Source organism: Duganella sp. GW821-FHT07F09, from assembly GCF_059418705.1.
Genome location: NZ_JBWKQJ010000006.1, coordinates 178,792 through 201,703 on the forward strand (window position 1 = coordinate 178,792; position 22,912 = coordinate 201,703).

A 22,912-nucleotide genomic window follows, 5' to 3' on the forward strand; every position below is an offset into this window, starting at 1 on the left:
GCTTGCTTTCTTCGGCCACCGGTATATACTTGCTTACTCAAGCATTTATCAAATATAACTCAACAACAAAAGGATACTTTATGGATAACCTCGACAACGGCGCCGCGCCGGCCGCCGTCAGCCCCAGCCTGGAGTTCGCGCTGCGCCTGGCGCGCGCCCAAGCCACCCTGGTGCGCCGGCTCGACCAGGTGCTGGGCGGCTACCACGGCATCAGCTTCGGCGACTTCATGCTGCTGCACTACCTGAACCGCGCGCCCGGCGGCCGCCTGCGCCGGGTCGACCTGGCCGAGCGCCAGGGACTGACGGCGTCCGGCGTCACCCGCACCCTGCTGCCGCTGGAAAAAATCGGCCTGGTCGAACGCCAGCACGATCCGCGCGACGCCCGCGTCGCCTACGCCGCCATCACCGCCACCGGCCGCGAGCTGCTCAACAACGCCGTCGTCGTCGCCGAGCAGATCAGCAAGGACTTGCTGCGCAACTGCCCGCAAGAGCGCTTCGCCGAGTTGAGCGAGGCGCTCGGCCTGATCGCCGGCATGAACGCCTCGAACTCGTAACCTTCGCCCCACCGTCCGAGAGCCCACCATGTCCGAACCGATCCCGCCGCGCGCCGCGCTGCTGCGCGACCCCAACTTCCAATGGCTGCTGCGCGGCGGCGTGATCTCCATGCTGGGCGACCAGCTGACGATGATCGCCCTGCCCTGGCTGGTGTTCCGGCTGACCGGCGACACCGTCGCGCTGGGCCTCGTCATCGCGCTGATGAGCATTCCGCGCGCCGTCTTCATCCTGGTCGGCGGCGCGCTGGTGGACCGCCACTCGCCCAAGCGCGTGCTCATGCTCAGCAAATACGCCAACGCCGCGCTGCTGGCCGTCCTGACCTTGCTGGTGCTCGACCACCAGCCCTCGCACACGCTGGACGTGGGCGCATCGGTCTCGCTCACCGTCGTCATGACGCCGCATCTGACCTTGATGGCCATCTACGCGCTGGCCTTGGGCATCGGCCTGGCGCAGGCGTTCGGCATCCCGTCGGGCACCTCGATCATGCCGCTGGCGATCGCGCCGGAGCAGCTGCAGGCGGCCAACGGCATGCTGATGGGATTGCGCCAGCTGTCGATGCTGATCGGCCCCCTGATCGCGGCGGGCCTGCTGGCGATCGGCGGCGACGGCCAGGTCAAGGGCCACGGCGGCGCGATGGTCGCCGACGCCCGCGGCCTGGCGCTGGCGTTCGGCCTCGATGGCCTCAGTTTCCTGGTGTCGGCTTGGACCTTGTCGAAAGTGCGGCTGCTGGCCGCGCCATCGGCGCAGGCGCCGGCCTCCGTGCTGCGCGCCGTCGGCGCCGGCCTGGCGATGGTGTGGCGCGACGTCCCGCTACGCACCTGCTTCATCTACTGGGGCGCCGTCTCGCTGTTCGTCGGCGGCGCCATGCAGGTGGCGCTGCCGGTGCTGGCCGCCGCGCTGCACGGCGCCACCACCCTGGGCCTGCTGATGGGCGTGCACGGCGCCGGCACCCTGCTCGGCATGGGCGCGGCGGCGATCGGCGGCGCGCGCCTGCGCTTCGCCACCTTCGGCACCTTGATCCTGCTGATCGACGGCGCCGTCGGCCTGCTCGTCATGCCGCTCGGCGCGGTCGACGCGGCGTGGCAGGCGGGCCTGCTGATGCTGGCGATCGGCGTGCTGGCCGGCTTCATGCAGATCAACGTCTTCACGTGGATACAGCGCCGCGTGCCGCCGTCCATGATGGGCCGCGCCATGAGCATCTTCATGTTCATCTTCATGGGCCTGGCGCCGCTGTCGGCCGGCGCCACCGGCTGGCTGCTGACGATGATCCCACTGTCGCAATTGTTCGCCGGCGGTGGCATGATACTGGTGCTGTGCGCGGCGCTGGCGTATGTGTTCACGCCGATGCGCCGCATCACGTCGAACCCGCACTAAGCAAAAGGTAATAAGGGATAACCCGTATGGAAACCAAATGGCTGGAAGACTTCATCTCCCTGGTCGAGACCAATAACTTCAGCCGCTCGGCGGCGCTGCGCCACGTCACGCAGCCGGCCTTCTCGCGCCGCATCCAGTCGCTGGAGAACTGGCTCGGCACCGACCTGGTCGACCGCACCTCCTATCCCACCCGCCTGACGCCGGCCGGCACCGTCTTCTACGAACAGGCGTTGGAGATGCTCGCGCAGATCAACGGCGCGCGCGACATGCTGCGCTCCAAGCGCGCCGCCGCCCAGACCAGCATCGACCTGGCCGTGCCGCACACCTTGTCGCTGACCTTCGTGCCCAAATGGCTGACGGCCCTGGAACGCGACTTCGCGCCGATCAGCAGCCGCCTGATGGCGCTCAACGTGCACGACGCCGTGCTGCAACTGGTCGAAGGCGGCTGCGACCTGCTGCTGTGCTACCACCATCCGCGCCAGCCGGTGCAGCTCGACCCGGGCCGCTACGACATGCTGGTGCTGGGCCGCGAATCGCTGCGCCCCTACGCCCGCTGCGACAAGAACAAGGTGCCCGAATTCACGCTGCCGGGCACCAAGAAGGCGCCGCTGCCGTTTTTATCGTACACCAACAACGCCTACCTGGGCCGCATGGTGGAGCTGATCCTGGGCGACGCCAAGACCCCGCTCCACCTGGAGCCGCACTACGAGACCGACATGGCCGAAGGCTTGAAAATGATGGCGCTCGAAGGCAGCGGCGTCGCCTTCCTGCCCGAATCGGCCGTCACGCGCGAGCTCAAACAAAAGCTGCTCGCGCGCGCCGACAACGACAGCGCGGAATGGGAAATCGAAATGGAGATCCGCCTGTATCGCGAACGGCCGTCGCCGCAGCGGCGCGGCAAGGCCATCGTCGAAAGGCTGTGGGATTTCCTCGAGCGGCAACACAACGACAGCGGCCGCAAACGCCGCGTCGCGGTCTCGGAGCGCTAGGGAAATTAATTAATATCTAGATAACTATGCATGAAACGCATAACCGAATGCGCATACAGCATTGGCCCGTCCGCGCGGCTCCGTCCTATGATTCGTTCCACTGATCGCCGCCAAAAGCGGCGCTCACCAAAACAAAATCCAACGGAGCCTGAGCATGACCACCGCACACCAACAGCACGTACTGCCTTCCTACCTCAATCCCGACGACCTCGGTCCATGGGGCGTCTACCTGCAGCAGATCGACCGCGTCACGCCGCACCTGGGCAGCCTGTCGCGCTGGGTCGAAACGCTCAAGCGCCCCAAGCGCATCCTGACCGTCGACGTGCCGATCGAACGCGATGACGGCTCGATCGCCCACTACGAAGGCTACCGCGTGCAGCACAACATGTCGCGTGGTCCGGGCAAGGGCGGCGTGCGCTTCCACCAGGACGTGACGCTGTCGGAAGTGATGGCCCTGTCGGCGTGGATGACGGTGAAAAACGCGGCGGTCAACGTGCCATACGGCGGCGCCAAGGGCGGCATCCGGGTCGACCCGAAAACCCTCTCGCGCGGCGAGTTGCAGCGCCTGACGCGCCGCTACACCAGCGAAATCAGCCTGATCATCGGACCGAACAAAGACATCCCGGCGCCCGACGTCAACACCAACGAACAGGTGATGGCATGGATGATGGACTCCTACGCCATGATCGAAGGTAACCTGTCGACCGGCGTCGTCACCGGCAAACCGATCTCGCTGGGCGGCTCGCTGGGCCGGCGCGAAGCGACGGGACGCGGCGTGTTCGTGGTCGGCCGCGAAGCGGCCATCAAACGCGGCGTCGCCATCGAAGGGGCCCGCGTCGCCATCCAGGGCTTCGGCAACGTCGGCGGCGTCGCCGCCACCATGTTCGCCGACGCCGGCGCCAAGGTCGTCGCCGTGCAGGACCACACCGGCACCGTGGTGCACCAGGGCGGCCTCGATATCGCCCGCCTGCACCACCACGTGGCCGAATGCGGCAGCGTCACCGGTTTCGCGGGCGCCGAGGCCTTCCTCGACCGCGACGCCTTCTGGGACATCGAAACCGAGATCCTGATTCCGGCCGCGCTGGAACAGCAGATCACCGCCGACAACGCACAGCGCATCCGCACCAAAATCATCCTCGAAGGCGCCAACGGCCCGACCACGCCGGAAGCGGACGACATCCTGACCGACAAGGACGTGCTGATCGTGCCGGACGTGCTGGCGAACGCCGGCGGCGTAACTGTGTCATACTTTGAGTGGGTGCAGGATTTCTCCAGCTTCTTCTGGAGCGAGGATGAGATCAATGCCCGCCTGACGCGCATCATGCAGGAGGCCTTCAACGCCGTGTGGTCCGTGTCACAAGAGAAGAAGGTTACGCTGCGCACCGCCACCTTCATTTTGGCGTGCACGCGCGTGTTGCAAGCCCGCGAGGTTCGCGGCCTGTACCCATGATTTAACGAATCCCAGCAATTTGCGCCTGCACCGGCTTTGGCCCGTGCGGGCGTTTTTCGCATATAGAGCGTCACCAAAAATAAGGACAATATGAGCACCATCGAACAGAAAGCACTGGCCTATCACCGCGCCGGCAAGGCCGGCAAGATCGCCATCGAAGTGACCAAGAGCGTCGGCACCCAGGAAGACCTGGCGCTGGCCTATTCGCCCGGCGTCGCCGCCCCTTGCGTGGAAATCCAGCGCGAGCCGGCCAAGGCCTACGAATACACCGCCAAGGGCAACCTGGTGGGCGTCATCACCAACGGCACCGCGGTGCTCGGCCTGGGCAACATCGGCGCGCTCGCCGGCAAGCCTGTGATGGAAGGTAAAGTGGTCCTGTTCAAAAAATTCGCCGGCATCGACGCCTTCGACATCGAGATCGACGAGACCGACCCGGACAAGCTGGTGGAGATCATCGCCGCGCTGCACCCGACCTTCGGCGGCATCAACCTCGAAGACATCAAGGCGCCGGAATGCTTCTACATCGAGCGCAAGCTGCGCGAGCGCCTGTCGATCCCGGTGTTCCATGACGACCAGCACGGCACCGCCATCGTCGTCGGCGCCGGCATGCTCAACGCGATCGAAATGACGGGCCGCGACATCGCCACCGTCAAAATCGTCTGCTCCGGCGCCGGCGCGGCCGCCATCGCCTGCCTCGACCTGCTGGTCGACCTGGGCGCGCAAAAGCACAACATCTTCGTCTGCGACAGCAAGGGCGTGCTGACCACCGCGCGCGCGCTGGACGGCGAAAAAGCCGCGTGGGCGCGCAACACCGACGCGACGACACTGTCGCAGGTGATGGAAGGCGCCGACGTTTTCCTGGGCGTCTCCGGTCCGGGCGTGCTGTCGCAAGCCGACATCACGCGCATGAACGCGCATCCGATCGTCTTCACCTTGGCCAATCCGGAGCCGGAACTGCGCCCGGAACTGGTGCGCGAAGTGGCGCCCGACGCCATCATCGCCACCGGCCGCTCGGACTATCCGAACCAGATCAACAACGCGCTGTGCTTCCCGTATCTGTTCCGCGCGGCGCTCGACTGCGGCGCCTCGACGATCAACCAGGAGATGAAGCGCGCCTGCGTGGTGGCGCTGGCCGACATGGCGCGCGCCGACGCGCGCTTCGGCAAGGACTACGTGGTGCCTGGATTGCTGGACCCGCGCCTGCTGCGCGGCGTCACGCCGAAGATCGCCACCGCCGCGTACCGCAGCGGCGTCGCGCGTAAAGAGCTGATCGAGATCGACTACGCGAACGACCTGGCCGATCTGGCCGAATCGCTGATCTGATAGCCGTCTCGGAAACACGTAGGGCGGATTAGGCGGAACGCCGTAATCGGCCATGCATGCGTCAACGACGGCTCATGCATGGCCGATTACGCTACGCTAATCCGCCCTACGTGTCTCCACGGTGACGCCACGCGAACGTCACCGCCCACGTATCACCTCGCCACCCTTCATCACAAACGACACCTTGGTCAACTCCGTCGCGTTCTCCGCCGGATCCCCCTTGACCGCGATGATGTCGGCGTATTTGCCGGCCGCAATCGACCCCACCCTGTCCTTCCACCCCAACAAATCCGCCGCGTTGATGGTCGCCGCCTGGATCGCCTGCATCGACGTCATGCCGTACCTAATCATGTAAGCGAACTGCTTGGCGTTGTCGCCATGCGGGTAAACGCCCGCATCGCTGCCGAACGCCATCTTCACCCCGCCGGTGAACGCCTTGCGGAAGTTATCGCGCTGCAGCTGGCCGATCACCTTCTCCTTGGCGATCGACTCGGGCAGCATGCCGGCCTTCTCGCCTTCCTGCAGAATGAAATCGTCGTTGTAAATATCCATCACCAGATAGGTGCCCTTCTCGCGCGCCAGTTTGATGCCCTCGTCGTCGATCAAACTCGCATGCTCGACCGAATCGACGCCCGCCAGAATCGCATCGCGGATGCTGCTGGCGCCATGCGCGTGCGCGGCGACCTTGCGGCCAAGCTTGTGCGCCTCGCCGACGATGGCCTGCATCTCCTCCAAGGTGTACTGCTGCGCGCCCGGCTCGTTCCCCTTGGAGAGCACGCCGCCGGAGGCGCAGATCTTGATCACGTCCGCCCCGTACTTGGCCATCTCGCGCACCTTGGCGCGCGCCTCCCACGGACCGTCCGCCACGCCGCGTCCGACGACGTTCTTATCGGCCGGCAGCAGATTCTCGTCGCAATGGCCGCCCTGGATGCCGATGGCGTAGCCGGCGGTGCTCATGCGCGGCCCGATGAAATCCCCCTCGTTGATCGCGTCACGCAGCGCGACGTCGCCAAAGCCGCCCGCGCCCACATTGCGCACGCTGGTGAAGCCCGCCTCCAGCGTCTTGCGCGCCGAGCGCACGCCGTACAGCGCGGCGCGCGTGTCGGAGACGCCCAGCGCGTTGTAGCCGCCCAGATAAGCGTCGCTGGTCAAATGGGTGTGCATGTCGATCAAGCCAGGCAGCACCGTCTGCGACGACAGGTCGATCACTTGGGCGCCGGACGGAATCCTGGCCGAGGCGCTCGGGCCGACTGAGGTGATACGCTCGCCGGTGATGACGATGGTCTGGTCCTTGAGCACCGTGCCGGCCACCACGTCGACCAGCTTACCGGCGCGGATGGCGACCACTTTGGCTTCCGCCTTGGCGTCGGCGGCAAACGACGGCAGGGCCACGCCCAGGGCGCAGAGGACGGTGGCGGTGATCGGGAGATGCTTGAACTTCATGGCGTGCGCCCTTTTCAAAAAGAGAAAAGGATAGCAGAGCAACCATGGAACCGCGTAGCTACTTTTGCCAGGCGCAGGTGCGCAGGCCGACGAACATGTCGTCGCGCTCGGGCATGTAGAAGTTGCGGTATTTGGCGGAGGCCATCCTTGGCTGCGTGGCGAACGAGGCGCCGCGCAGCGCCTGGTGGGTGGAAAACCACGGCTGCGAATATTCGCGATAGCGGTCCGGCGCGAAATCCGGATAGGGCTCGAACGGCGTCGAGGTCCACTCCCACAGCTGCCCCCAGCGGAACGCCGGATGGCCCGACAGGGCCGCGTACTCCCACTCCGCCTCGGTCGGCAGGCGGCGTCCGGCCCAGGCGCAGTAGGCCTGCGCCTCGTACAGGGTCAGATGGCGCACCGGCTCCGCGCCACCGAGCGTGGTCAACTCGCCGAAGCGCATCGTGCGCCACACGCCGCCGTCGCGCTGCCAGTGGCGCGGCGCCGAGCGCTCCTGGCGCATCAGCCATTCGGCGCCGGCGTTGCTCCAGAACTGGCGGTTGTCGTAACCGCCATCGGCGACGAAATCGGCATACTGGGTGTTGGTCACCAGGCTGCTGTCGATGGTGAACGGCGCCACCCGCACGGCATGCGCGGCGCGCTCGTTGTCGAACACGAAGCCGCCGCCGGCGCTGCCCATCTCGATGGTCCCGCCGGGGAATCCGATTTCGGACGGCGCGAACATCGCCTGCCCCGGCGCGGCGGCGGTCTGCGGCGCCGGCAAACCGAGCGTCTGCAGCGTGTAGAGCAGCGCCTCGCCGTGCATGTCTTCGTGCGCCAGCGCCAGCCGGTAGGGGTACAGCGCCTCGTCGGTGTTGGGCTCGCGCGACAATTTGTCGAGCACCCGGTCGAGCACTTCGTGGCAGTAGGTCTTCAGCGCGCCGGTGCCGGGAAGGTCCAGCGTCCAGCGGCTGCGGTGCGGCACCAGCGCCGAATCGAACCAGTCGTCGCCACGGCTCAGCAGACAGTTGCCGTTGCCGTCGGCCGGATGGCTGGACGTCGCCTCGCGCAGGATGAACCACTCGGCGAACCAGGCGATGTGCCCCAGCTCCCACAGCGGCGGATTGATGATGCGCAGTTGCGGCACGCGGGCCGGCACGTCCATGCCGGCGGCGGCGAAGCAATCGAACAGCAGCAGCGTATAATCCCGCGCATGCCGCAGCGACTGCGCCAATTGCTGCGGACTGGCGTTCCGGAACGAGGATGGGCTGGAATTCATGGGGCGATTGTAACGACTTTTAAGCAAAACACCAGTGACACGACCGCATATCTGGATCGTCAGCCCGGCGTCGGCACGCGCCAACAACGGCAACTGGCAAAGCGCCAGCCGCTGGGCGCGTTTCCTGCGCACGCGCTGCCGCGTCACGGTCAGCCTGCACTGGCCAGACGCCGACACGCCCTCGCCGGGCGCGCCTCCCGACCTGCTGATCGCGCTGCACGCGCGCCGCTCGGCACCCTCGCTGGACGCCTGGACCCAAGCCTGGCCGGACCGGCCGTCCATCCTGCTGCTGACCGGCACCGACCTGTATCGCGACATCGACACCGACGCCAGCGCGCGGCGCTCGCTGGACCAGGCCACCGCGCTGGTGCTGCTGCAAGCGGCAGGCCTGCAAGTGCTGCCCGCGCCGCTGCACGCCAAGACCCACGTCATCTACCAGTCCGCCGCCACATTGCGGCCGGCGCCTCCGACGACCAGGCGGCACGCGGACATCTGCATGATCGGCCACCTGCGCACCGAAAAAGACCCGCACACCTTCATGCGCGCCGCCTCGCAAGTGACGTCGCCGTCCGCGCGCCTGATCCATATCGGCGGCGCGCTGGAGCCGGCGCTGGCGACCGCCGCCCAGGTCACCGCCGGCAAGGAGCCGCGCTACCGCTGGCTGGGCGCCATGCCGCACGGCGCCACGCGCCAGCGCCTCAAGCGCAGCCACGCGATGGCGCTGACGTCGCACATGGAGGGTGGCGCCAACGTCATCATCGAAGCGGTGAGCGCCGGCGTGCCGGTGCTGGCGAGCGACATCAATGGCAATCGCGGCATGCTGGGCGACGACTACGCCGGCTACTTCCCGCCCGGCGACGCCGCCGCGCTGGCGCGTCTGATCGACCGCACCATCGAAGACCCATCCTTCCACGCGCTGCTGCGCGCCCAGTGCGACGCCCGCGCGCCGCTGTTCGCGCCGGCCGCCGAACGCGCGGCCCTGCTCGAGTTAGTGGATAATCTGCTGCATTAACGAATGAGCCCAACCAAGGAATGAACAAATGAGCAACGACGCTATCAAACTGACCTCCTTCTCCCACGGGGGCGGCTGCGGCTGCAAAATCGCGCCCGGCGTGCTGTCGGAGATCCTGAAGAATTCGACCGGCTTCCCGGTGCCGAAGGAACTGATGGTCGGCATCGAGACGGCCGACGACGCCGCCGTCTACAAGCTCAACGACGAACAGGCGCTGATCGCCACCACCGACTTCTTCATGCCCATCGTCGACGACCCGTTCGACTTCGGCCGCATCGCCGCCACCAACGCCATCTCCGACGTCTACGCCATGGGCGGCACGCCGATCATGGCCCTGGCGCTGGTGGGCATGCCGATCAACAAACTGCCGATCGAAACCATCGGCCAGATCATCAAGGGCGGCGAATCGATCTGCGCCGAAGCGGGCATCCCGATCGCCGGCGGCCACACCATCGACTCGGTCGAGCCGATCTACGGCCTGGTGGTGCTGGGCCTCGTGCACCCGTCCAAAGTCAAACGCAACGCCGACGCCAGGGCGGGCGACGTGCTGGTGCTGGGCAAACCGCTGGGCGTGGGCGTGCTGTCGGCCGCGCTGAAGAAGGACAAGCTGGACGCCGACGGCTACAAGGCGATGATCGCCAACACCACCAAGCTGAATAAGCCCGGCAAGGCGTTGTCGGAGATGGCCGGCGTGCACGCGCTGACCGACGTCACCGGTTTCGGTTTGCTGGGCCACCTGCTGGAGCTGGCGCGCGGCGCCAAGCTGGAAGCGCACCTGGAGATGGCGAAGATTCCGCTGTTGCCGGGTGTCGAGCAGCTGGCGCACGACGGCTACTTCACCGGCGCCTCGGGCCGCAACTGGGACGCGTACGGCAAGGACGTGACCCTGGGCGCGGGCGTCTCGCAGGCGCAGCACATGCTGCTGACCGACCCGCAAACCTCCGGCGGCCTGCTGGTCTCGTGCGACGCCGACAGCGTCGAGGAAGTCCTGGCACTATTCCGCCGCGAAGGCTTCGGCGAGGCCGCCGTCATCGGCCGCATGGCGGAAGGCGAGGCGCGCGTGCGCGTCGAGTAATCGCGCAAACGAAATAACCCCGCAATCACGTAGGGCGGATTAGGCGAAGCCGTAATCCGCCATGTATGAGCCGTCGGCGGCGCATGCCACGTACTTCCGCATCCAAAAGTAATTGTCGATATTTTCGAACATAGACCCGTAATTTTTCCGCTTTTATTTTCCCCTGCCGTCGCGGATACTTCATTCCAGCAGCGAGCAACGCGATACAAAAGCCGCGAAAAACGCGAACCACTCTATCGAAATTATTCAACATACTTAGGAGCTTATTATGCCAACCGCCATCGCCAATCCAGGCAACACTCTGCTGAACCCGACCAACCACACCCTGATCATGATCGATCACCAGTCGCAGATGTCGTTCGCCACCAAGTCGATCGACCCGGTCCAGTTGCGCAACAACGTCGCGCTGGTCGCCAAGGCCGCCAAAGGCTTCGCCGTCCCGACCATCCTGACCACGGTCGCCGAAAAATCGTTCTCCGGTCCGATCTTCGACGAGATCAAATCGGTGTTCCCCGACGAGGTGGCGATCGACCGCACCACCATGAACACCTGGGAAGATGCGCGCATCGCCGACCGCGTCAACGCCATCGGCAAGGACAAGATCGTGCTGGCCGGCCTGTGGACGTCGGTATGCATCGTCGGCCCCGCCCTCTCGGCGCTCGACCAGGGCTTCGAAGTCTATGTCATCACCGACGCCAGCGGCGACGTCTCCGACGAAGCGCACGAACGCGCCGTCGAACGCATGGTGCAACTGGGCGCCCGCCCAATGACCTCGCTGCAGTACCTGCTCGAACTGCAGCGCGACTGGGCGCGCGGCGAGACCTACAACGAGACCGTGGCCACCTCGATCGCGCACGGCGGCGGCTATGGCCTGGGCCTGATCTACGCCAAAACCATGTTCAACGCCGGCGAAGGCCACTAATCGGCCGCGGGTCGGGCGCATCGTCCGACCCGCCGACTAATCGTTCGCGCCATCCAGCATGGCAGGCCGGGTGATTTGCATAAGCCAGTTGAACACCGCCTCCGCGCGTGGCGCGATGTGGCGCCGCTGCGGCACCATCAACGACACTTGCATCGGCGGCGGCCGAAATTCCGGCAGCACCTCGACCAGCTCGCCGCTGTCGATCAGGCGGCGGTTGGTCGGCACGGCCACCTGCATTATTCCCAGTCCGTTCAGGCAGCCCGCCTGCAGGAAAGTCGAGCTGTTGACCGACAGCGCCGCGCGCATCGGCACGGTGCGCACCACGCCGTCCACGTCGTAGCGAAACGCCGCGCCGTCGCTGCGCAGATTGGCCGCGTAGTGGACGATGCGATGGTCTGCCAGGTCGGCCAGCGTGCGCGGCGTGCCGTGCCGGCGCAGATAGGCCGGACTGGCGACGTTACACATCGCCATCGCGCCGATCGGCCGCGCCACCATATCGGAATCGGGCAGCGGCCCGATCCTCACCAGCGCGTCGAAGCCTTCGCGCACCATGTCGATGCGGCGGTCGTTGACGCTGATCCCCAGGTCGAGCAGCGGATGCTCGGCCAGCAGCGACTGCAGATGCGGCATCACCAGCTCCTGCGCGAACATGCCGGGCATGTCGATGCGCACCTTGCCGCGCAGCGCGCCGGCGGCGGGCCGGAACATCCCCTGCAACTGATCGGCCTCGGTCAGCAGCTCCTTGCAACGGGCCAGGAAGGCCTCGCCGTCGGGCGTGAGCCGCACGCTGCGCGTGGTCCGCTGCAGCAGGCGCCCGCCCACCTCCGCCTCCAGCGCCTGCACCAGCGTCGAGACCCGGCCCTTGGCCATGCCCAGTTCCTCGGCCGCCCGGGTGAAGCTGGCCAGTTCGGCGACGCGGCTAAATATCCTCAACTCATTCAGGTCCATGCCATTGTTCTTTTTGACGAAACAGTCCATTCATTTTATAACGATTTATCTCCGATAGACAGAACGGTAAAGTGGGGCTTCTTTCATCCATTCGGAGCATCCATGAACACGACCACCACACCAACCCGCATCGCCCTCATCACCGGCGCCAGCCGCGGCATCGGCCGCAGCCACGCGCTGCAACTGGCCGCCCGTGGCGTCGATGTGATCATCACCTACCTGAACGGCGAAGCGCAGGCCGCCGCCGTCGTCAAGGAGATCGAAGCCCTGGGCCGCCGCGCGGTAGCGTTGCGCCTCGATGTAGGCGCCGCCGGCACGTTCGCCGCCTTCGCCGACAGCGTCCGCGCCGCGCTGAAAGACATTTGGCAACGCGAGCGCTTCGACTATCTGGTCAACAACGCCGGCGGCGGCATCCACGCCTCACTGGCCGACACCACCGAGGAGCAATTCGACCTGATGATCAACACCCATCTGAAAGGCACCTTCTTCCTGACCCAGAAGCTGGCGCCACTGATTGAGGATGGCGGCCGCATTATCAACACCTCGTCGGGGCTGGCCCGCTTCACCTTCGGCGGCTACGCCGCCTACGCGTCGGCCAAAGCCGGGGTCGAGGTGCTGACGCGCTACATGGCACTGGAACTGGGCGCGCGCGACATCAGCGTCAACGTCGTCGCCCCGGGGCCGACGGCGACGGACTTCGGCGGCGGCCAGGTACGCGACGACGCCGCCCTGAACGCGCAACTGGCCGGCATGACGGCGCTGGGCCGCAACGCGGGCGCCGACGACATCGCCGGCGTGGTCACGGCGCTGCTGACCGGCGACGGTGGCTGGATCACCGGCCAGCGCATCGAAGCCTCCGGCGGCCTGCTGCTCTAACAGGACCGATACGCTCGATCCGCGCAACGATGTTTCGATCAGGACGGGGTTATCCTTGGCTGGCCTTTCTCGGGCGGTACTTTTCCGTCAATCAGGAGGTTTAATCATGAGCACAACCAAAGGTAATCTGGACGGTTGTGGAGATGTTAGAATAGATTCGCTTTAACATCACAATTGATTCAGGAGCGCCATGAGAACCACGGTCACCATTGACGATGAACTTTACAACCGAGCTCTGGAGGTCGCGGACCCAGCCATGGACAAGGCGGACCTGTTTCGCGAGGCCATAAAAACCTTCGTGCGTGTCCAAGCCGCCAAGCGATTGGCAGCGTTGGGCGGCACCGCGCCAGACATGGCCGACGTGCCCCGTCGCCCAGGCGAGCCAAGCTGATGATCGGCGTGCTCGTCGATACCTCTGTATGGATTGACCACTTCCGGCACCGCAGCACCGCGCTGGAGGTCCTGCTGCGGCAAGACCTGGCGTGCATCCATCCGATGATCGTCGGGGAACTCGCCTGCGGCACGCCGCCGGCACCCAGATCAAGAACCCTGCGCGACCTGGGGCTACTGCCGACGATCCAGCATGCCAGCCTGCGCGAGACAATGGAATTCATAGAACGAGAATCGCTGTATGGCCTGGGGTGCGGGCTGGTTGACCTGGTTTTATTGACATCTACCCTGCTCACCCCTGGCGCGAAGCTGTGGACATTGGACCAACGCCTTGCCAGACTAGCAGCGCGTTTCGGCGCCGCTCATCAATTCCCTTGACAGCAACGCCGCCGATCTCGTACATTAAGGCCTATGACTTCGCATCTGCACCTATCCGCTTTCCTGCTGCCGTCTGCTAGCCTATCGCTAGCAGCGCGCCTACTAGCACGCGCTTAATCCGCGTTCCAGCTGCACCCCGTGCCGGCCATAAGCCGCACCCGTCTTCAAAACCCAGGAAAGTCCGCACCGATGCTCATCACGGCCACCCATGCTCCATCCCGCACCGGCGATTCGATCGCGCCGCGGGCTGACGCGCGTGCGTTTGGCCCAGCGCTGCTACCGCTAAAGCTACCGATCGGTTGCCTGGCCTAGCGTTCCGTGGCCGCCCGGCAGCCTTTCGCCACACGCAGCGCCGGCGCAAAGCAGGCATCCAAGCACTTCCCAATTTAAAAGACCCAGGAGCACCCCATGATGTTGCAGAACCCAGCAGCGAAGTACCGCGCCTTCCCACCAGTTCAATTGTCCGACCGCCAGTGGCCCAATAACATCATCTCCAAGCCGCCGATCTGGATGAGCACCGATCTGCGCGACGGCAACCAGGCGCTGATCGAGCCGATGAGCCCCGAGAAAAAACTGCGCTTCTTCGAACTGCTGGTCAAGATCGGCCTCAAGGAAATCGAAGTGGGCTTCCCTTCGGCCTCGCAGACCGACTTCGACTTCGTGCGCAAACTGGTCGACGAAAACCGCATTCCGGACGACGTCACCATCATCGTGCTGACCCAGTCGCGCGATGAACTGATCCGCCGCACGGTGGAAGCGGCGGCCGGCGCCAAGCGCGCCATCGTCCACCTGTATAACTCGGTCGCGCCGGTGTTCCGCAAGGTCGTCTTCGGCATGTCGCGCGAAGAGATCACCAACATCGCCACCACCGGCACCACCCTGGTCAAGGAGTTGATCAAGCAGCACCCGCAAACCGACTGGGGCTTCGAATACACGCCGGAATCGTTCTCCACCACCGAACTCGATTTTTCCAAGCATATCTGCGACGCCGTCACCGCGATCTGGGAGCCGACGCCTAACAAGAAGATGATCATCAACCTGCCGTCGACGGTCGAATGCAGCACGCCGAACGTCTACGCCGACCAGATCGAATGGATGTCGCGCAAGCTGGCGCGCCGCGATTCGCTGATCATCAGCGTCCACCCGCACAACGACCGTGGCACCGCCGTCGCCTCCGCCGAGATGGCCGTAATGGCCGGCGCCGACCGCGTCGAGGGCTGCCTGTTCGGCAACGGCGAACGCACCGGCAACGTCGACCTGGTCACCCTGGCGTTGAACCTCTACACCCAGGGCGTGCACCCTGGCCTGGACTTCTCCGACATCGACGAAGTGCGCAAGTGCGTCGAGGAGTGCAACCAGTTGCCGGTGCATCCGCGCCACCCGTACGTGGGCGACCTGGTATTCACCGCCTTCTCCGGCTCGCACCAGGACGCGATCAAGAAGGGCTTCGCGCAGCAGAAGGAAGGCGCGATCTGGGAAATTCCGTACTTGCCTATCGATCCGGCCGATCTGGGTCGCAGCTACGACGCCGTCATCCGCGTCAACAGCCAGTCCGGCAAAGGCGGCATGGCCTACTTGCTGGAGCAGGATTACGGCCTGGTGCTGCCGCGCCGCCTGCAGATTGAGTTCAGCCGCGCCGTGCAGGCGGTGGCCGACGCCACCGGCCTGGAAATCACCGCCGAAGGCATTTACGACATCTTCAGCAAGGAGTACTTCGAACAGAACGCGCCGTACGCCTACAACTCGCACAAGATGGTGGAAGACACCACCAGCGACGAGCCGGTGCAGATCGACATCAACCTGACCCACCGCCAGGCGCCGATGGCGCTGCAAGGCGGCGGCAACGGCCCGATCGACGCCTTCGTCGACGCGCTCGGCCTGGACATCAAACTGATGGACTATCACGAGCACTCGATCGGCTCGGGCGCCAACGCCCAGGCGGCCTGCTATGTCGAACTGCGCCTGGCCAACGGCCCGACCCTGTTCGGCGCGGCCACCGACAGCAACATCCTGACCGCCTCGTTCAAGGCGGTGCTCAGCGCGGTCAACCGCCAGCTGAACACCATCGAAGCGGCGCAAGCCAAAGGCGCGGTAGCGGCCTAAGAGCGCATCATTTGTTTTTCAGGCCGACCGTGACCCGGTAGCGGGTGCAGCGGTCGGGCCTGGCGGGCAGCGTGGGCTGGCATCAGACATCATGAATGAGAATTACTCTCAATAGCAGCCTGACGTTCATCCCGCCGCAAGTATCCATCGCTGGCGTCGACGGTGTCGGGTGGCGCCCTGCGCTTACAGCTGGATATCCATCAGAACGTCGTCGTACGGCACGCCGTCGACGATCAACGCGCAATGTTCGCGCCCATAGACTTTGAAGCCGATCGATTCGTACAAGGTGATCGCCGCCGCGTTACCGACGGTGACGGCCAGGGTGACCTTGGTCACGCCCTCCATCGTCGAGATGAACTCCATCGCGTGCTCCATCAGCTGGCGGCCAACGCCGGTGCCGCGATAGGCGACATCGACCTGCATGCCGCGGATGTAGGCTTTGTGACGCAGCTTGATCTGCGATTCGCGGCCGACACCGACCATGCCGACCAGGCGGTCGCCGTCAAAGGCGCCGAAACGGTTGCGGCCCGCCTCCGATTCGAAGTAAGCCTCGGTCACGGGGATAGGCGTATTGCACTCCTCTTCATAGCTGGAGGTGAAAGCGGTTGGGGTTTCACGAAGGCCGGAAAGGCGCAATGACTGGAAAGCTGCGGCGTCTGAAGGCGTTAATCGGCGTATGAGGATAGGCATAATAAGAGAAAGATAAAAAAGTGGAATCGAACGATGCATAAATTATCATTTACCTCACTACCAATAGCAAGCGAATAGGGGCGCCCGGATGAAACTTAACCGGCTTATGGTAATTAAGATCGTTCGTATGACATTTATGACAGGCCTTATGCCGCTTATGTGTCCGGATTTTGGCCGGACCAAACCGTTATGGAGACTGGCGCCCGGCCGTCGCCGCGCCACGCGCGGACAAAAACCGGGACAACACAGCCATCACCAGGATGAATTTCAGGACTCGCAGCCGGGCGCCGCGCGGTTGGGCGACGACGGCGACGGCGGCGCCACATTCAGACTTGCCGCGCCAGCCGGATGCCGGTGAACTGCCAGCGGGCGCCGGCAGGGAAGAAGTTGCGGTAGCTGGCGCGCGCGTGCCCGACGGGCGTGGCGCATGAGGAACCACGCAGCACATACTGATTCAACATGAATTTGCCGTTGTATTCGCCCAGCGCGCCCGGCGCGGTCCGATAGCCCGGGTACGGCGAGTAGCTGCTGCTGGTCCATTGCCAGCAATGGCCGAACATCTGCAGCAGCCCGGGATCGGTAACGGCGGCAGCACCGGCGCCGGCCGGATGCAGCTCGCCGGTGTCGATTGCCACCCGCGCGGCGGCGACCTCCCACTCCGCCTCGGTGGGCAGGCGGGCGCCGGCCCAATGTGCATAGGCGTCCGCCTCGAACAGCGAAAGATGCGTCACCGGCAGGTTCGGGTCCAGCGCCTGAACGCCGCGCAGCGTGAATTCCCGCCATTCGCCGTTGTCGTCCTGTCGCCAATAGATCGGGCACTTCAAATTCTGGCTGCGCACCCAATCCCAGCCCTCGGCCAGCCACAGCGCCGCATTGAAGTAGCCGCCGGCGGCGATGAACGCCTGGTACTCCCCGTTGGTCACGAGGCGTGACGCCAGCTGGAACGGCGCCACATACTGCTTGTGGCGGGGCAGCTCGTTGTCGAAGCAAAAGCCGTTGCCGTCATAGCCTATCTCGGTCAGGCCGCCGTCGAAGCCCACCCACGACAATTGCGGCGCCACGGGAGCCGCAGGCATGGCCGCCTCCATATACGCGGGCAGCAAGGCGCTTTGCGCCAGCAGGTGTTTGACGTCGGTGAGCATCAGTTCCTGGTGTTGCTGCTCGTGCTCCAGTCCCAGCGCGATCAGCATCTCGAGCTGTTCGCGTTGCGGCGCATCGAGTCCGGATGCCACGCCGCCCAATAGGCGCGCCACGCGCGCGTCGACATCGGCCCGGTAGGCGCGCACCTGCGCCATCGCCGGCCGCGTCAGCAGGCCGCGCTGCGCGCGCGGATGCTTTTCGCCGACGCCGTTGTAATAGGAGTTGAACAGCACCCGGAACGCCGGATGGAAGGGCTGGAAGCCGGCCTCCATGCGCTCGAGGATGAAGGTCTCGAAGAACCACGTGGTGTGCGCCAGATGCCACTTGATCGGACTGGCGTCCGGCATCGACTGCGCGCCGCAATCCTCGTCGGTCAGTGGCTCGGCCAGCAGCAGCGAGCGCTGACGCACGGTGTGAAAGCGGGCGCCGAGTTGGGCAAACAGTGGCTGCTGCGGCAAACGCATGTCCATATCGTGTCTCTTCCTGTCAGTCGCGGATAACGCGGGCGTAAATGACGGCGAACCAGCCCGCCGGATCGGTCCAGGCACGGGTGGTGGCGAACCCGGACTGCTCCAGCAGGCCGACGAAGGACTGCCGCGTATATTTATAACTGTCTTCGGTGTGTATGCGCTCGCCCTGCGCGAAGCGGCGCTCGCCGCCCTGCCAGTGCACCGTCAACGCGCTGCGCGCCTCCAGGTGCATTTCGATGCGGCTTTCCTCCTGGTTGAAGAAAGCGATGTGCCGCCACTGACGCACGTCGAAATCGGCGCCGATCAAATGATTCACATGCCGCAGCATGTTCAGGTTGAAGGCCGCCGTCACGCCGATCGCATCGTCATACGCAGCATCGAGCACCGCGCTGTCCTTGATCAGGTCCACGCCGATCAACAGGCCGCCGTCGTCGCCGGCGTTGGCGTGCAGGCCGCGCAGGAAGACCTTGGCCTGTTCGGGCGAAAAGTTACCGATCGACGAGCCGGGGTAGAAAAACAGGCGGCGCCGATGGCGCACGCTGTCCGGCAGCGCGAAGCCGCTGGAGAAATCGAGTCCCAGCGGCGTCATGTCGATTTGCGGGAAGCGCTGTTGCAGGCGCGAGACGGCATCGAGCAGGAAATCGCGCGAGATATCGACCGGCACGTACTGCGCCGGTTGCAGCAGCGGGAACAGGCCGGCGGCCTTGGCGCAATTTCCGGCGCCCAGGTCGATCAGCGAAGTGCCGGTGCCGATGTCGCGCGCCATGTCCGCGCCGTGCGCGGCGAAGATGCCAGCCTCGGTGCGGGTGGGATAGTACTCCGGCAGTTCGCAAATCGCCTCGAACAGCTTGGAGCCCAGGCCGTCGTACAGATATTTGGGCGACGTATTGGCGTCGGGGGCCAGCAGACCGGCGCTGATTTCGGCGATGACCGCATCGCTGCCGTGAGGGCGGGACATTTGCATGGTGACTCTGCCTTTGACTGAAGGTGCGTGTCCCGCCAGTGGTCTCCCCTGCCGCAGACAAACTTTTTGTTATGATAGCTGAATATCCATTTTGAGGCGCCGCATGGCGGATGACCGTGCGGCTTTTCACTTTCGACAGAGTTACAGGCATATAAATAGAAACATAAATCCTTTACATAAGGCACCGACGATGAAATTTTCCCCGATGAACACGCTCAAATCCCTGCTGGCCGCCGGCCTGCTGCTGGCCGCCGCCCATTCCCAGGCGCAATCCGCCGACCGCGTGCTGCGCGTATCCGCCATCCCGGACGAGGCGCCGACCGAACTGCAGCGCAAGTTCAAGCCGCTGGGCGAGTACCTGGAGCAGAAGACCGGCATGAAGGTCGAATTCACCCCCGTCACCGATTACGCGGCGTCGGTCGAAGCGCTGATCAACAAAAAAGTGGACATGGTCTGGTTCGGCGGCTTCACCTTCGTGCAGGCCAAGGACCGCAGCAAGAACCAGGTCACGCCGCTGGTGCAGCGCGCCGAAGATGAAAAATTCCGCTCGGTGTTCATTACCACCAACAAGGACATCAACAAGCTGGAAGACCTCAAAGGCCGCACGCTGAGCTTCGGTTCGGAGTCGTCGACCTCGGGCCACCTGATGCCGCGCTCCTTCCTGCTGGCCGCGAAAATCGATCCGGACAGCGATCTGAAACGCATCGCCTTCTCCGGCGCGCATGACGCCACCGTCGCCGCTGTCGCCGGCGGCAAGGTCGATGCCGGCGCGCTCAATATCTCGGTCTGGGAAAAACTGGTCGCCGAGAAGAAGGTCGATCCGGCCGTGGTGCGCGTGTTCTACACCACCCCGGGCTACTACGACTACAACTGGACCGTGCGCACCGACATGAGCGCGGACCTGAAGAAGAAGATCACCGACGCCTTCCTGGCCCTCGATCCGAAGAACCCGCAGGACAAGATCATCATGGATCTGCAGCGCGCCTCGAAGTTCATCCCGACCAAGGCCGAGAACTACACCGCCATCGAAGCGGCCGCCCGGAACGCCGGCCTGCTGAAGAAGTAAGGTTTAAAAGTACTTCATGCCGACCTACCAATTGCGGAACCTGACGGTGCGCCACGTTGGCGCATCGGCTGCCGCTGCGGCTCCGGCCCTGCACGCGATCTCACTGACGGTGGAACAGGGCGAGCAACTGGCGCTGATCGGTCCTTCCGGCGCCGGCAAGACGACGTTGCTGGCGACCCTGGCATGCGCCCAGCGGCCGGCCGAAGGCGGTTTCGAAGCCTTCGGCGCCGATCCGTGGGCATTGAACGAAGCCGCGCGCCACCGCCTGCGCGCGCAGTTGTTCCTGGCGCCGCAAACGCCGCCGCTGCCGCCGCGCCAGCGCGTGGTGACGGCGGTGCTGGCCGCGCGCCTGCCGCAATGGAGCGTGTGGCGCGCGCTCGTTTCGCTGTTCAAACCCGCCGACCCGCAAGCCGCGTGGCAGGCGCTGTCGCGCTTCAACCTCGGCGACAAACTGTATTCGCGCGTCGACCGCCTGTCCGGCGGCGAGCGCCAGCGCTGCGGCCTGGCGCGCCTGCTGCTGTCGCCGGCCAAGGCCCTGCTGGTGGACGAGCCGCTGTCCGCGCTCGATCCCGCGCTGTCCGAGCTGACCCTGGCCGTCTTGCGCGAGGAAGCCACGTCGCGCGGCGCCACCCTGATTTGCAGCCTGCACCAGGTCGAGCTGGCGTTGCGTCACTTCCCGCGCATCGTCGCCCTGCGCAACGGCCGCATCGAATTCGACCTGCCGCGCGCGCAAGTCACGCAACAGATGATCGACGAGCTGTATCAAGGCGAGCAAACCATCAGCGCCCCGCCGCCGGAACATGAGGCGCTGGCCGTCAAGCTGGGCATCGGCGCTTGTCTGTAATGGCCGTCTTTCCACCCAGTCTGCACGCCGATCCGGCCTGGCGCGGCCGGCTCATCGCCTGCGCGGTCGCCGTCATCGTCCTGTGGCCGATGCTGGTCGTCAGCGAATTCAAGCCGTGGATACTGTGGGATTGGCAAAGCCTGTCGGCCACCGGGCGCTTCCTGTCGGACTTCCTGGTGCCCGCGCACGGCGCCGAATTCCTGCAAATGCTGCTGCGCGAAACCTGGCAGACCGTCGCCATCGCCACCGCCGGACTGGCGCTGGCGCTGCTGGGCGCCATCCCCGCCACCCTGATCATCAACGAAAAGCTGTCGATATCCGCGCTGGGCACGGGGCGCATGCGCCTTCCGGCCAAACTGCTGCGCCAGGGCGTGCGCTGGCTGCTGGTGTTGTTGCGCAGCGTGCCGGAGCTGGTGTGGGCGCTGCTGTTCGTGCGCATCATCGGCCTCGGCCCCACCGCCGGCGTGCTGGCCATCGCCCTCACCTACTGCGGCATGCTGGGCAAGGTCTACGCCGAAATCCTGGAGTCGTCCGACTCCCACGCCACCGACACCCTGATGGCCAACGGCAGCGGCAGGCTGGGCGCGCTGCTGTACGGCGCCCTGCCGGAATCGGCGTCGGAACTGATGTCGTACACGGTCTACCGCTGGGAATGCGCGATACGCGGCTCGGTGGTGATGGGCTTTGTCGGCGCCGGCGGCCTCGGTCAGCGCATGGATGAATCGATGAAAATGCTGGCCGGCGCCGAGGTGTCCTCGATGTTGCTGGTGTTCGTGGCGCTGGTCGCGCTGGCGGACCTGTTCTCCAAAATCCTGCGCGGGCGGCTCGGATGAACGGCGTCAAACCGAATACGGATATGCTAAAACCACCGGCCCGCGACTGGACCGTGCTGGCGCTGATGGCGCTGGTGGTGGTGCTGATCGTGGCCAGCTTCGCCGCGCTGCCGCTGAAATGGCGCGAGTTCTTCACCGCCGACGCGGTCAACAGCGTGGTCGAACTGCTGGCCGGCTTCGCGCCGCCGGACCTGTCGCCCCGCTTCCTGGCCAAGACCGCGTGGGCCACGATAGAAACGATGTCGATGTCGGCGCTGGGCACCTTGCTGGCGGTGGCCGCCGGGCTGGCGTTGTCGCTGCCGGCGTCGGGCCGCTTCGGCCGCGCGCCGCGCGCGCTGGTTCGGGCCGTGCTCAATGTGCTGCGCTCGATCCCGGAACTGGTGTGGGCCTCGATCCTGCTGATCGCCGCCGGCCTGGGACCGTTCGCCGGCACGCTGGCGCTGGCCGCGCACACCGCCGGCGTGCTGGGGCGCCTGTTCGCCGATGCGCTGGAAAACGCCGCCCCGCTGCCCGAGCAAAGCCTGCGCACCAACGGCGCCTCCGCCACCAGCGCCTTCTTCTACGCGACCTTGCCGCAAACGCTGCCGCAGATGCTGTCCTATACCTTGTACCGCTGGGAGAACAATATCCGCGCCGCCGCCATCCTCGGCGTGGTCGGCGCCGGCGGCCTGGGGCAGATGCTCAAATATCACCTGTCGCTGTTCCAGATGCAGAAGGCCGCCACCGTCATCATCGCCATGCTGCTGCTGGTCGCGCTGGTGGACGCCATCAGCTTCGCGATGCGCCGCGCGCTCACGCGCTAATCCGCT

Annotated in this window: 22 protein-coding genes; 16 read left to right on the plus strand and 6 right to left on the minus strand. The window is 65.3% G+C overall.

Translation table 11 applies throughout. The features are described 5' to 3' along the window. Positions 1–80: 80 nt before the first annotated feature. The 5 genes from AC07P1_RS17425 to AC07P1_RS17445 all read left to right on the plus strand — a co-directional run bounded on the left by AC07P1_RS17425 (position 81) and on the right by AC07P1_RS17445 (position 5,691). A complete protein-coding gene (locus AC07P1_RS17425; RefSeq protein WP_494697005.1) occupies positions 81–554 on the plus strand; it encodes a MarR family winged helix-turn-helix transcriptional regulator in 474 nt (157 codons plus the stop codon). Positions 555–582: 28 nt separating this feature from the next. Continuing rightward, on the plus strand, positions 583–1,929 hold the full coding sequence (locus AC07P1_RS17430; RefSeq protein WP_494697006.1) for an MFS transporter: 1,347 nt from the start codon (positions 583–585) through the stop codon (positions 1,927–1,929). A 26-nt stretch (positions 1,930–1,955) separates the two neighbouring features. Further along, the gene (locus AC07P1_RS17435) at positions 1,956–2,918 is read left to right on the plus strand and encodes a LysR family transcriptional regulator (RefSeq protein WP_494697007.1); all 963 of its coding nucleotides are present in this window, start codon (positions 1,956–1,958) and stop codon (positions 2,916–2,918) included. A gap of 154 nt (positions 2,919–3,072) precedes the next feature. After that, entirely contained in the window at positions 3,073–4,368 is a 1,296-nt protein-coding gene (locus AC07P1_RS17440) for a Glu/Leu/Phe/Val family dehydrogenase (RefSeq protein ID WP_494697008.1), read from the plus strand. A gap of 90 nt (positions 4,369–4,458) precedes the next feature. Then, positions 4,459–5,691: a malic enzyme-like NAD(P)-binding protein gene (locus tag AC07P1_RS17445; protein ID WP_315218420.1), complete on the plus strand. Its 1,233-nt coding sequence runs from the start codon at positions 4,459–4,461 to the stop codon at positions 5,689–5,691. A 138-nt stretch (positions 5,692–5,829) separates the two neighbouring features. On the opposite strand, the gene AC07P1_RS17450 is transcribed toward AC07P1_RS17445, so the two are convergent. Together AC07P1_RS17450 and senA are read right to left on the minus strand one after the other, a co-directional pair. Continuing rightward, complete coding sequence (locus AC07P1_RS17450) at positions 5,830–7,134, minus strand: Xaa-Pro dipeptidase (RefSeq protein ID WP_494697009.1); 1,305 nt, start codon at positions 7,132–7,134, stop codon at positions 5,830–5,832. 58 nt (positions 7,135–7,192) lie between these two features. Next, the gene (gene senA / locus AC07P1_RS17455; protein WP_494697010.1) at positions 7,193–8,392 is read right to left on the minus strand and encodes a selenoneine synthase SenA; all 1,200 of its coding nucleotides are present in this window, start codon (positions 8,390–8,392) and stop codon (positions 7,193–7,195) included. A gap of 34 nt (positions 8,393–8,426) precedes the next feature. On the opposite strand from senA, the gene senB reads away from it, so the two are divergent. The 3 genes from senB (at position 8,427) to AC07P1_RS17470 (ending at position 11,401) form a co-directional block, all read left to right on the plus strand. Continuing rightward, a complete protein-coding gene (gene senB / locus AC07P1_RS17460) occupies positions 8,427–9,404 on the plus strand; it encodes a selenoneine biosynthesis selenosugar synthase SenB (protein ID WP_494697011.1) in 978 nt (325 codons plus the stop codon). Positions 9,405–9,432: 28 nt separating this feature from the next. Continuing rightward, a complete protein-coding gene (selD, locus tag AC07P1_RS17465) occupies positions 9,433–10,479 on the plus strand; it encodes a selenide, water dikinase SelD (RefSeq protein WP_494697012.1) in 1,047 nt (348 codons plus the stop codon). A gap of 268 nt (positions 10,480–10,747) precedes the next feature. After that, entirely contained in the window at positions 10,748–11,401 is a 654-nt protein-coding gene (locus AC07P1_RS17470; protein ID WP_494697013.1) for a hydrolase, read from the plus strand. 36 nt (positions 11,402–11,437) lie between these two features. On the opposite strand, the gene AC07P1_RS17475 is transcribed toward AC07P1_RS17470, so the two are convergent. Next, positions 11,438–12,349, minus strand: coding sequence for a LysR family transcriptional regulator (locus AC07P1_RS17475; RefSeq protein WP_494697014.1), 912 nt, complete (start codon positions 12,347–12,349; stop codon positions 11,438–11,440). Positions 12,350–12,451: 102 nt separating this feature from the next. On the opposite strand from AC07P1_RS17475, the gene AC07P1_RS17480 reads away from it, so the two are divergent. From AC07P1_RS17480 to leuA, 4 genes are all read left to right on the plus strand, one after another. Next, positions 12,452–13,225 (plus strand): SDR family NAD(P)-dependent oxidoreductase, encoded by a 774-nt coding sequence (locus AC07P1_RS17480; protein WP_494697015.1) that lies wholly within the window; start codon positions 12,452–12,454, stop codon positions 13,223–13,225. A gap of 190 nt (positions 13,226–13,415) precedes the next feature. Continuing rightward, positions 13,416–13,616 carry a type II toxin-antitoxin system VapB family antitoxin gene (locus AC07P1_RS17485; protein ID WP_494697016.1) on the plus strand — a complete coding sequence of 67 codons (201 nt, stop codon included), beginning with the start codon at positions 13,416–13,418 and terminating at the stop codon, positions 13,614–13,616. Between the two features lie 2 nt (positions 13,617–13,618). Further along, entirely contained in the window at positions 13,619–13,993 is a 375-nt protein-coding gene (locus AC07P1_RS17490; protein WP_494697248.1) for a PIN domain-containing protein, read from the plus strand. A gap of 408 nt (positions 13,994–14,401) precedes the next feature. Continuing rightward, complete coding sequence (gene leuA, locus AC07P1_RS17495; protein ID WP_494697017.1) at positions 14,402–16,096, plus strand: 2-isopropylmalate synthase; 1,695 nt, start codon at positions 14,402–14,404, stop codon at positions 16,094–16,096. A 183-nt stretch (positions 16,097–16,279) separates the two neighbouring features. Here the strand turns inward: leuA and AC07P1_RS17500 are convergent, their stop codons facing one another. From AC07P1_RS17500 to egtD, 3 genes are all read right to left on the minus strand, one after another. Then, positions 16,280–16,825, minus strand: a complete 546-nt coding sequence (locus AC07P1_RS17500) for a GNAT family N-acetyltransferase (RefSeq protein WP_494697018.1) — start codon at positions 16,823–16,825, stop codon at positions 16,280–16,282. Between the two features lie 287 nt (positions 16,826–17,112). Next, positions 17,113–18,396, minus strand: a complete 1,284-nt coding sequence (egtB, locus tag AC07P1_RS17505) for an ergothioneine biosynthesis protein EgtB (protein ID WP_494697019.1) — start codon at positions 18,394–18,396, stop codon at positions 17,113–17,115. 16 nt (positions 18,397–18,412) lie between these two features. Next, positions 18,413–19,360: an L-histidine N(alpha)-methyltransferase gene (egtD, locus tag AC07P1_RS17510; protein ID WP_494697020.1), complete on the minus strand. Its 948-nt coding sequence runs from the start codon at positions 19,358–19,360 to the stop codon at positions 18,413–18,415. Between the two features lie 190 nt (positions 19,361–19,550). Between egtD and AC07P1_RS17515 the strand changes: the two genes are divergently transcribed. Genes AC07P1_RS17515 through phnE form a run of 4 tightly spaced genes read left to right on the plus strand, consistent with a single transcriptional unit; the run spans position 19,551 to position 22,906 of the window. Then, the gene (locus AC07P1_RS17515) at positions 19,551–20,426 is read left to right on the plus strand and encodes a putative selenate ABC transporter substrate-binding protein (protein ID WP_494697021.1); all 876 of its coding nucleotides are present in this window, start codon (positions 19,551–19,553) and stop codon (positions 20,424–20,426) included. A 16-nt stretch (positions 20,427–20,442) separates the two neighbouring features. Then, positions 20,443–21,270 (plus strand): phosphonate ABC transporter ATP-binding protein, encoded by an 828-nt coding sequence (locus tag AC07P1_RS17520; protein WP_494697022.1) that lies wholly within the window; start codon positions 20,443–20,445, stop codon positions 21,268–21,270. Next, complete coding sequence (locus AC07P1_RS17525) at positions 21,270–22,103, plus strand: PhnE/PtxC family ABC transporter permease (RefSeq protein ID WP_494697023.1); 834 nt, start codon at positions 21,270–21,272, stop codon at positions 22,101–22,103. Before AC07P1_RS17520 ends, AC07P1_RS17525 begins: the two co-directional genes overlap by 1 nt. A gap of 23 nt (positions 22,104–22,126) precedes the next feature. After that, positions 22,127–22,906: a phosphonate ABC transporter, permease protein PhnE gene (gene phnE / locus AC07P1_RS17530; RefSeq protein WP_494697024.1), complete on the plus strand. Its 780-nt coding sequence runs from the start codon at positions 22,127–22,129 to the stop codon at positions 22,904–22,906. Positions 22,907–22,912 lie beyond the last annotated feature (6 nt).

Bases quoted from the DNA above. Each gene is read 5' to 3' on its own strand.
- AC07P1_RS17425 (WP_494697005.1), top strand. From the start codon at position 81: ATGGATAACCTCGACAACGGCGCCGCGCCGGCCGCCGTCAGCCCCAGC.
- AC07P1_RS17430 (WP_494697006.1), top strand. From the start codon at position 583: ATGTCCGAACCGATCCCGCCGCGCGCCGCGCTGCTGCGCGACCCCAAC.
- AC07P1_RS17435 (WP_494697007.1), top strand. From the start codon at position 1,956: ATGGAAACCAAATGGCTGGAAGACTTCATCTCCCTGGTCGAGACCAAT.
- AC07P1_RS17440 (WP_494697008.1), top strand. From the start codon at position 3,073: ATGACCACCGCACACCAACAGCACGTACTGCCTTCCTACCTCAATCCC.
- AC07P1_RS17445 (WP_315218420.1), top strand. From the start codon at position 4,459: ATGAGCACCATCGAACAGAAAGCACTGGCCTATCACCGCGCCGGCAAG.
- AC07P1_RS17450 (WP_494697009.1), bottom strand. From the start codon at position 7,134: ATGAAGTTCAAGCATCTCCCGATCACCGCCACCGTCCTCTGCGCCCTG.
- senA (WP_494697010.1), bottom strand. From the start codon at position 8,392: ATGAATTCCAGCCCATCCTCGTTCCGGAACGCCAGTCCGCAGCAATTG.
- selD (WP_494697012.1), top strand. From the start codon at position 9,433: ATGAGCAACGACGCTATCAAACTGACCTCCTTCTCCCACGGGGGCGGC.
- AC07P1_RS17470 (WP_494697013.1), top strand. From the start codon at position 10,748: ATGCCAACCGCCATCGCCAATCCAGGCAACACTCTGCTGAACCCGACC.
- AC07P1_RS17475 (WP_494697014.1), bottom strand. From the start codon at position 12,349: ATGGACCTGAATGAGTTGAGGATATTTAGCCGCGTCGCCGAACTGGCC.
- AC07P1_RS17480 (WP_494697015.1), top strand. From the start codon at position 12,452: ATGAACACGACCACCACACCAACCCGCATCGCCCTCATCACCGGCGCC.
- AC07P1_RS17485 (WP_494697016.1), top strand. From the start codon at position 13,416: ATGAGAACCACGGTCACCATTGACGATGAACTTTACAACCGAGCTCTG.
- leuA (WP_494697017.1), top strand. From the start codon at position 14,402: ATGATGTTGCAGAACCCAGCAGCGAAGTACCGCGCCTTCCCACCAGTT.
- AC07P1_RS17500 (WP_494697018.1), bottom strand. From the start codon at position 16,825: ATGCATCGTTCGATTCCACTTTTTTATCTTTCTCTTATTATGCCTATC.
- egtB (WP_494697019.1), bottom strand. From the start codon at position 18,396: ATGGACATGCGTTTGCCGCAGCAGCCACTGTTTGCCCAACTCGGCGCC.
- egtD (WP_494697020.1), bottom strand. From the start codon at position 19,360: ATGCAAATGTCCCGCCCTCACGGCAGCGATGCGGTCATCGCCGAAATC.
- AC07P1_RS17515 (WP_494697021.1), top strand. From the start codon at position 19,551: ATGAAATTTTCCCCGATGAACACGCTCAAATCCCTGCTGGCCGCCGGC.
- AC07P1_RS17520 (WP_494697022.1), top strand. From the start codon at position 20,443: ATGCCGACCTACCAATTGCGGAACCTGACGGTGCGCCACGTTGGCGCA.
- AC07P1_RS17525 (WP_494697023.1), top strand. From the start codon at position 21,270: ATGGCCGTCTTTCCACCCAGTCTGCACGCCGATCCGGCCTGGCGCGGC.
- phnE (WP_494697024.1), top strand. From the start codon at position 22,127: ATGCTAAAACCACCGGCCCGCGACTGGACCGTGCTGGCGCTGATGGCG.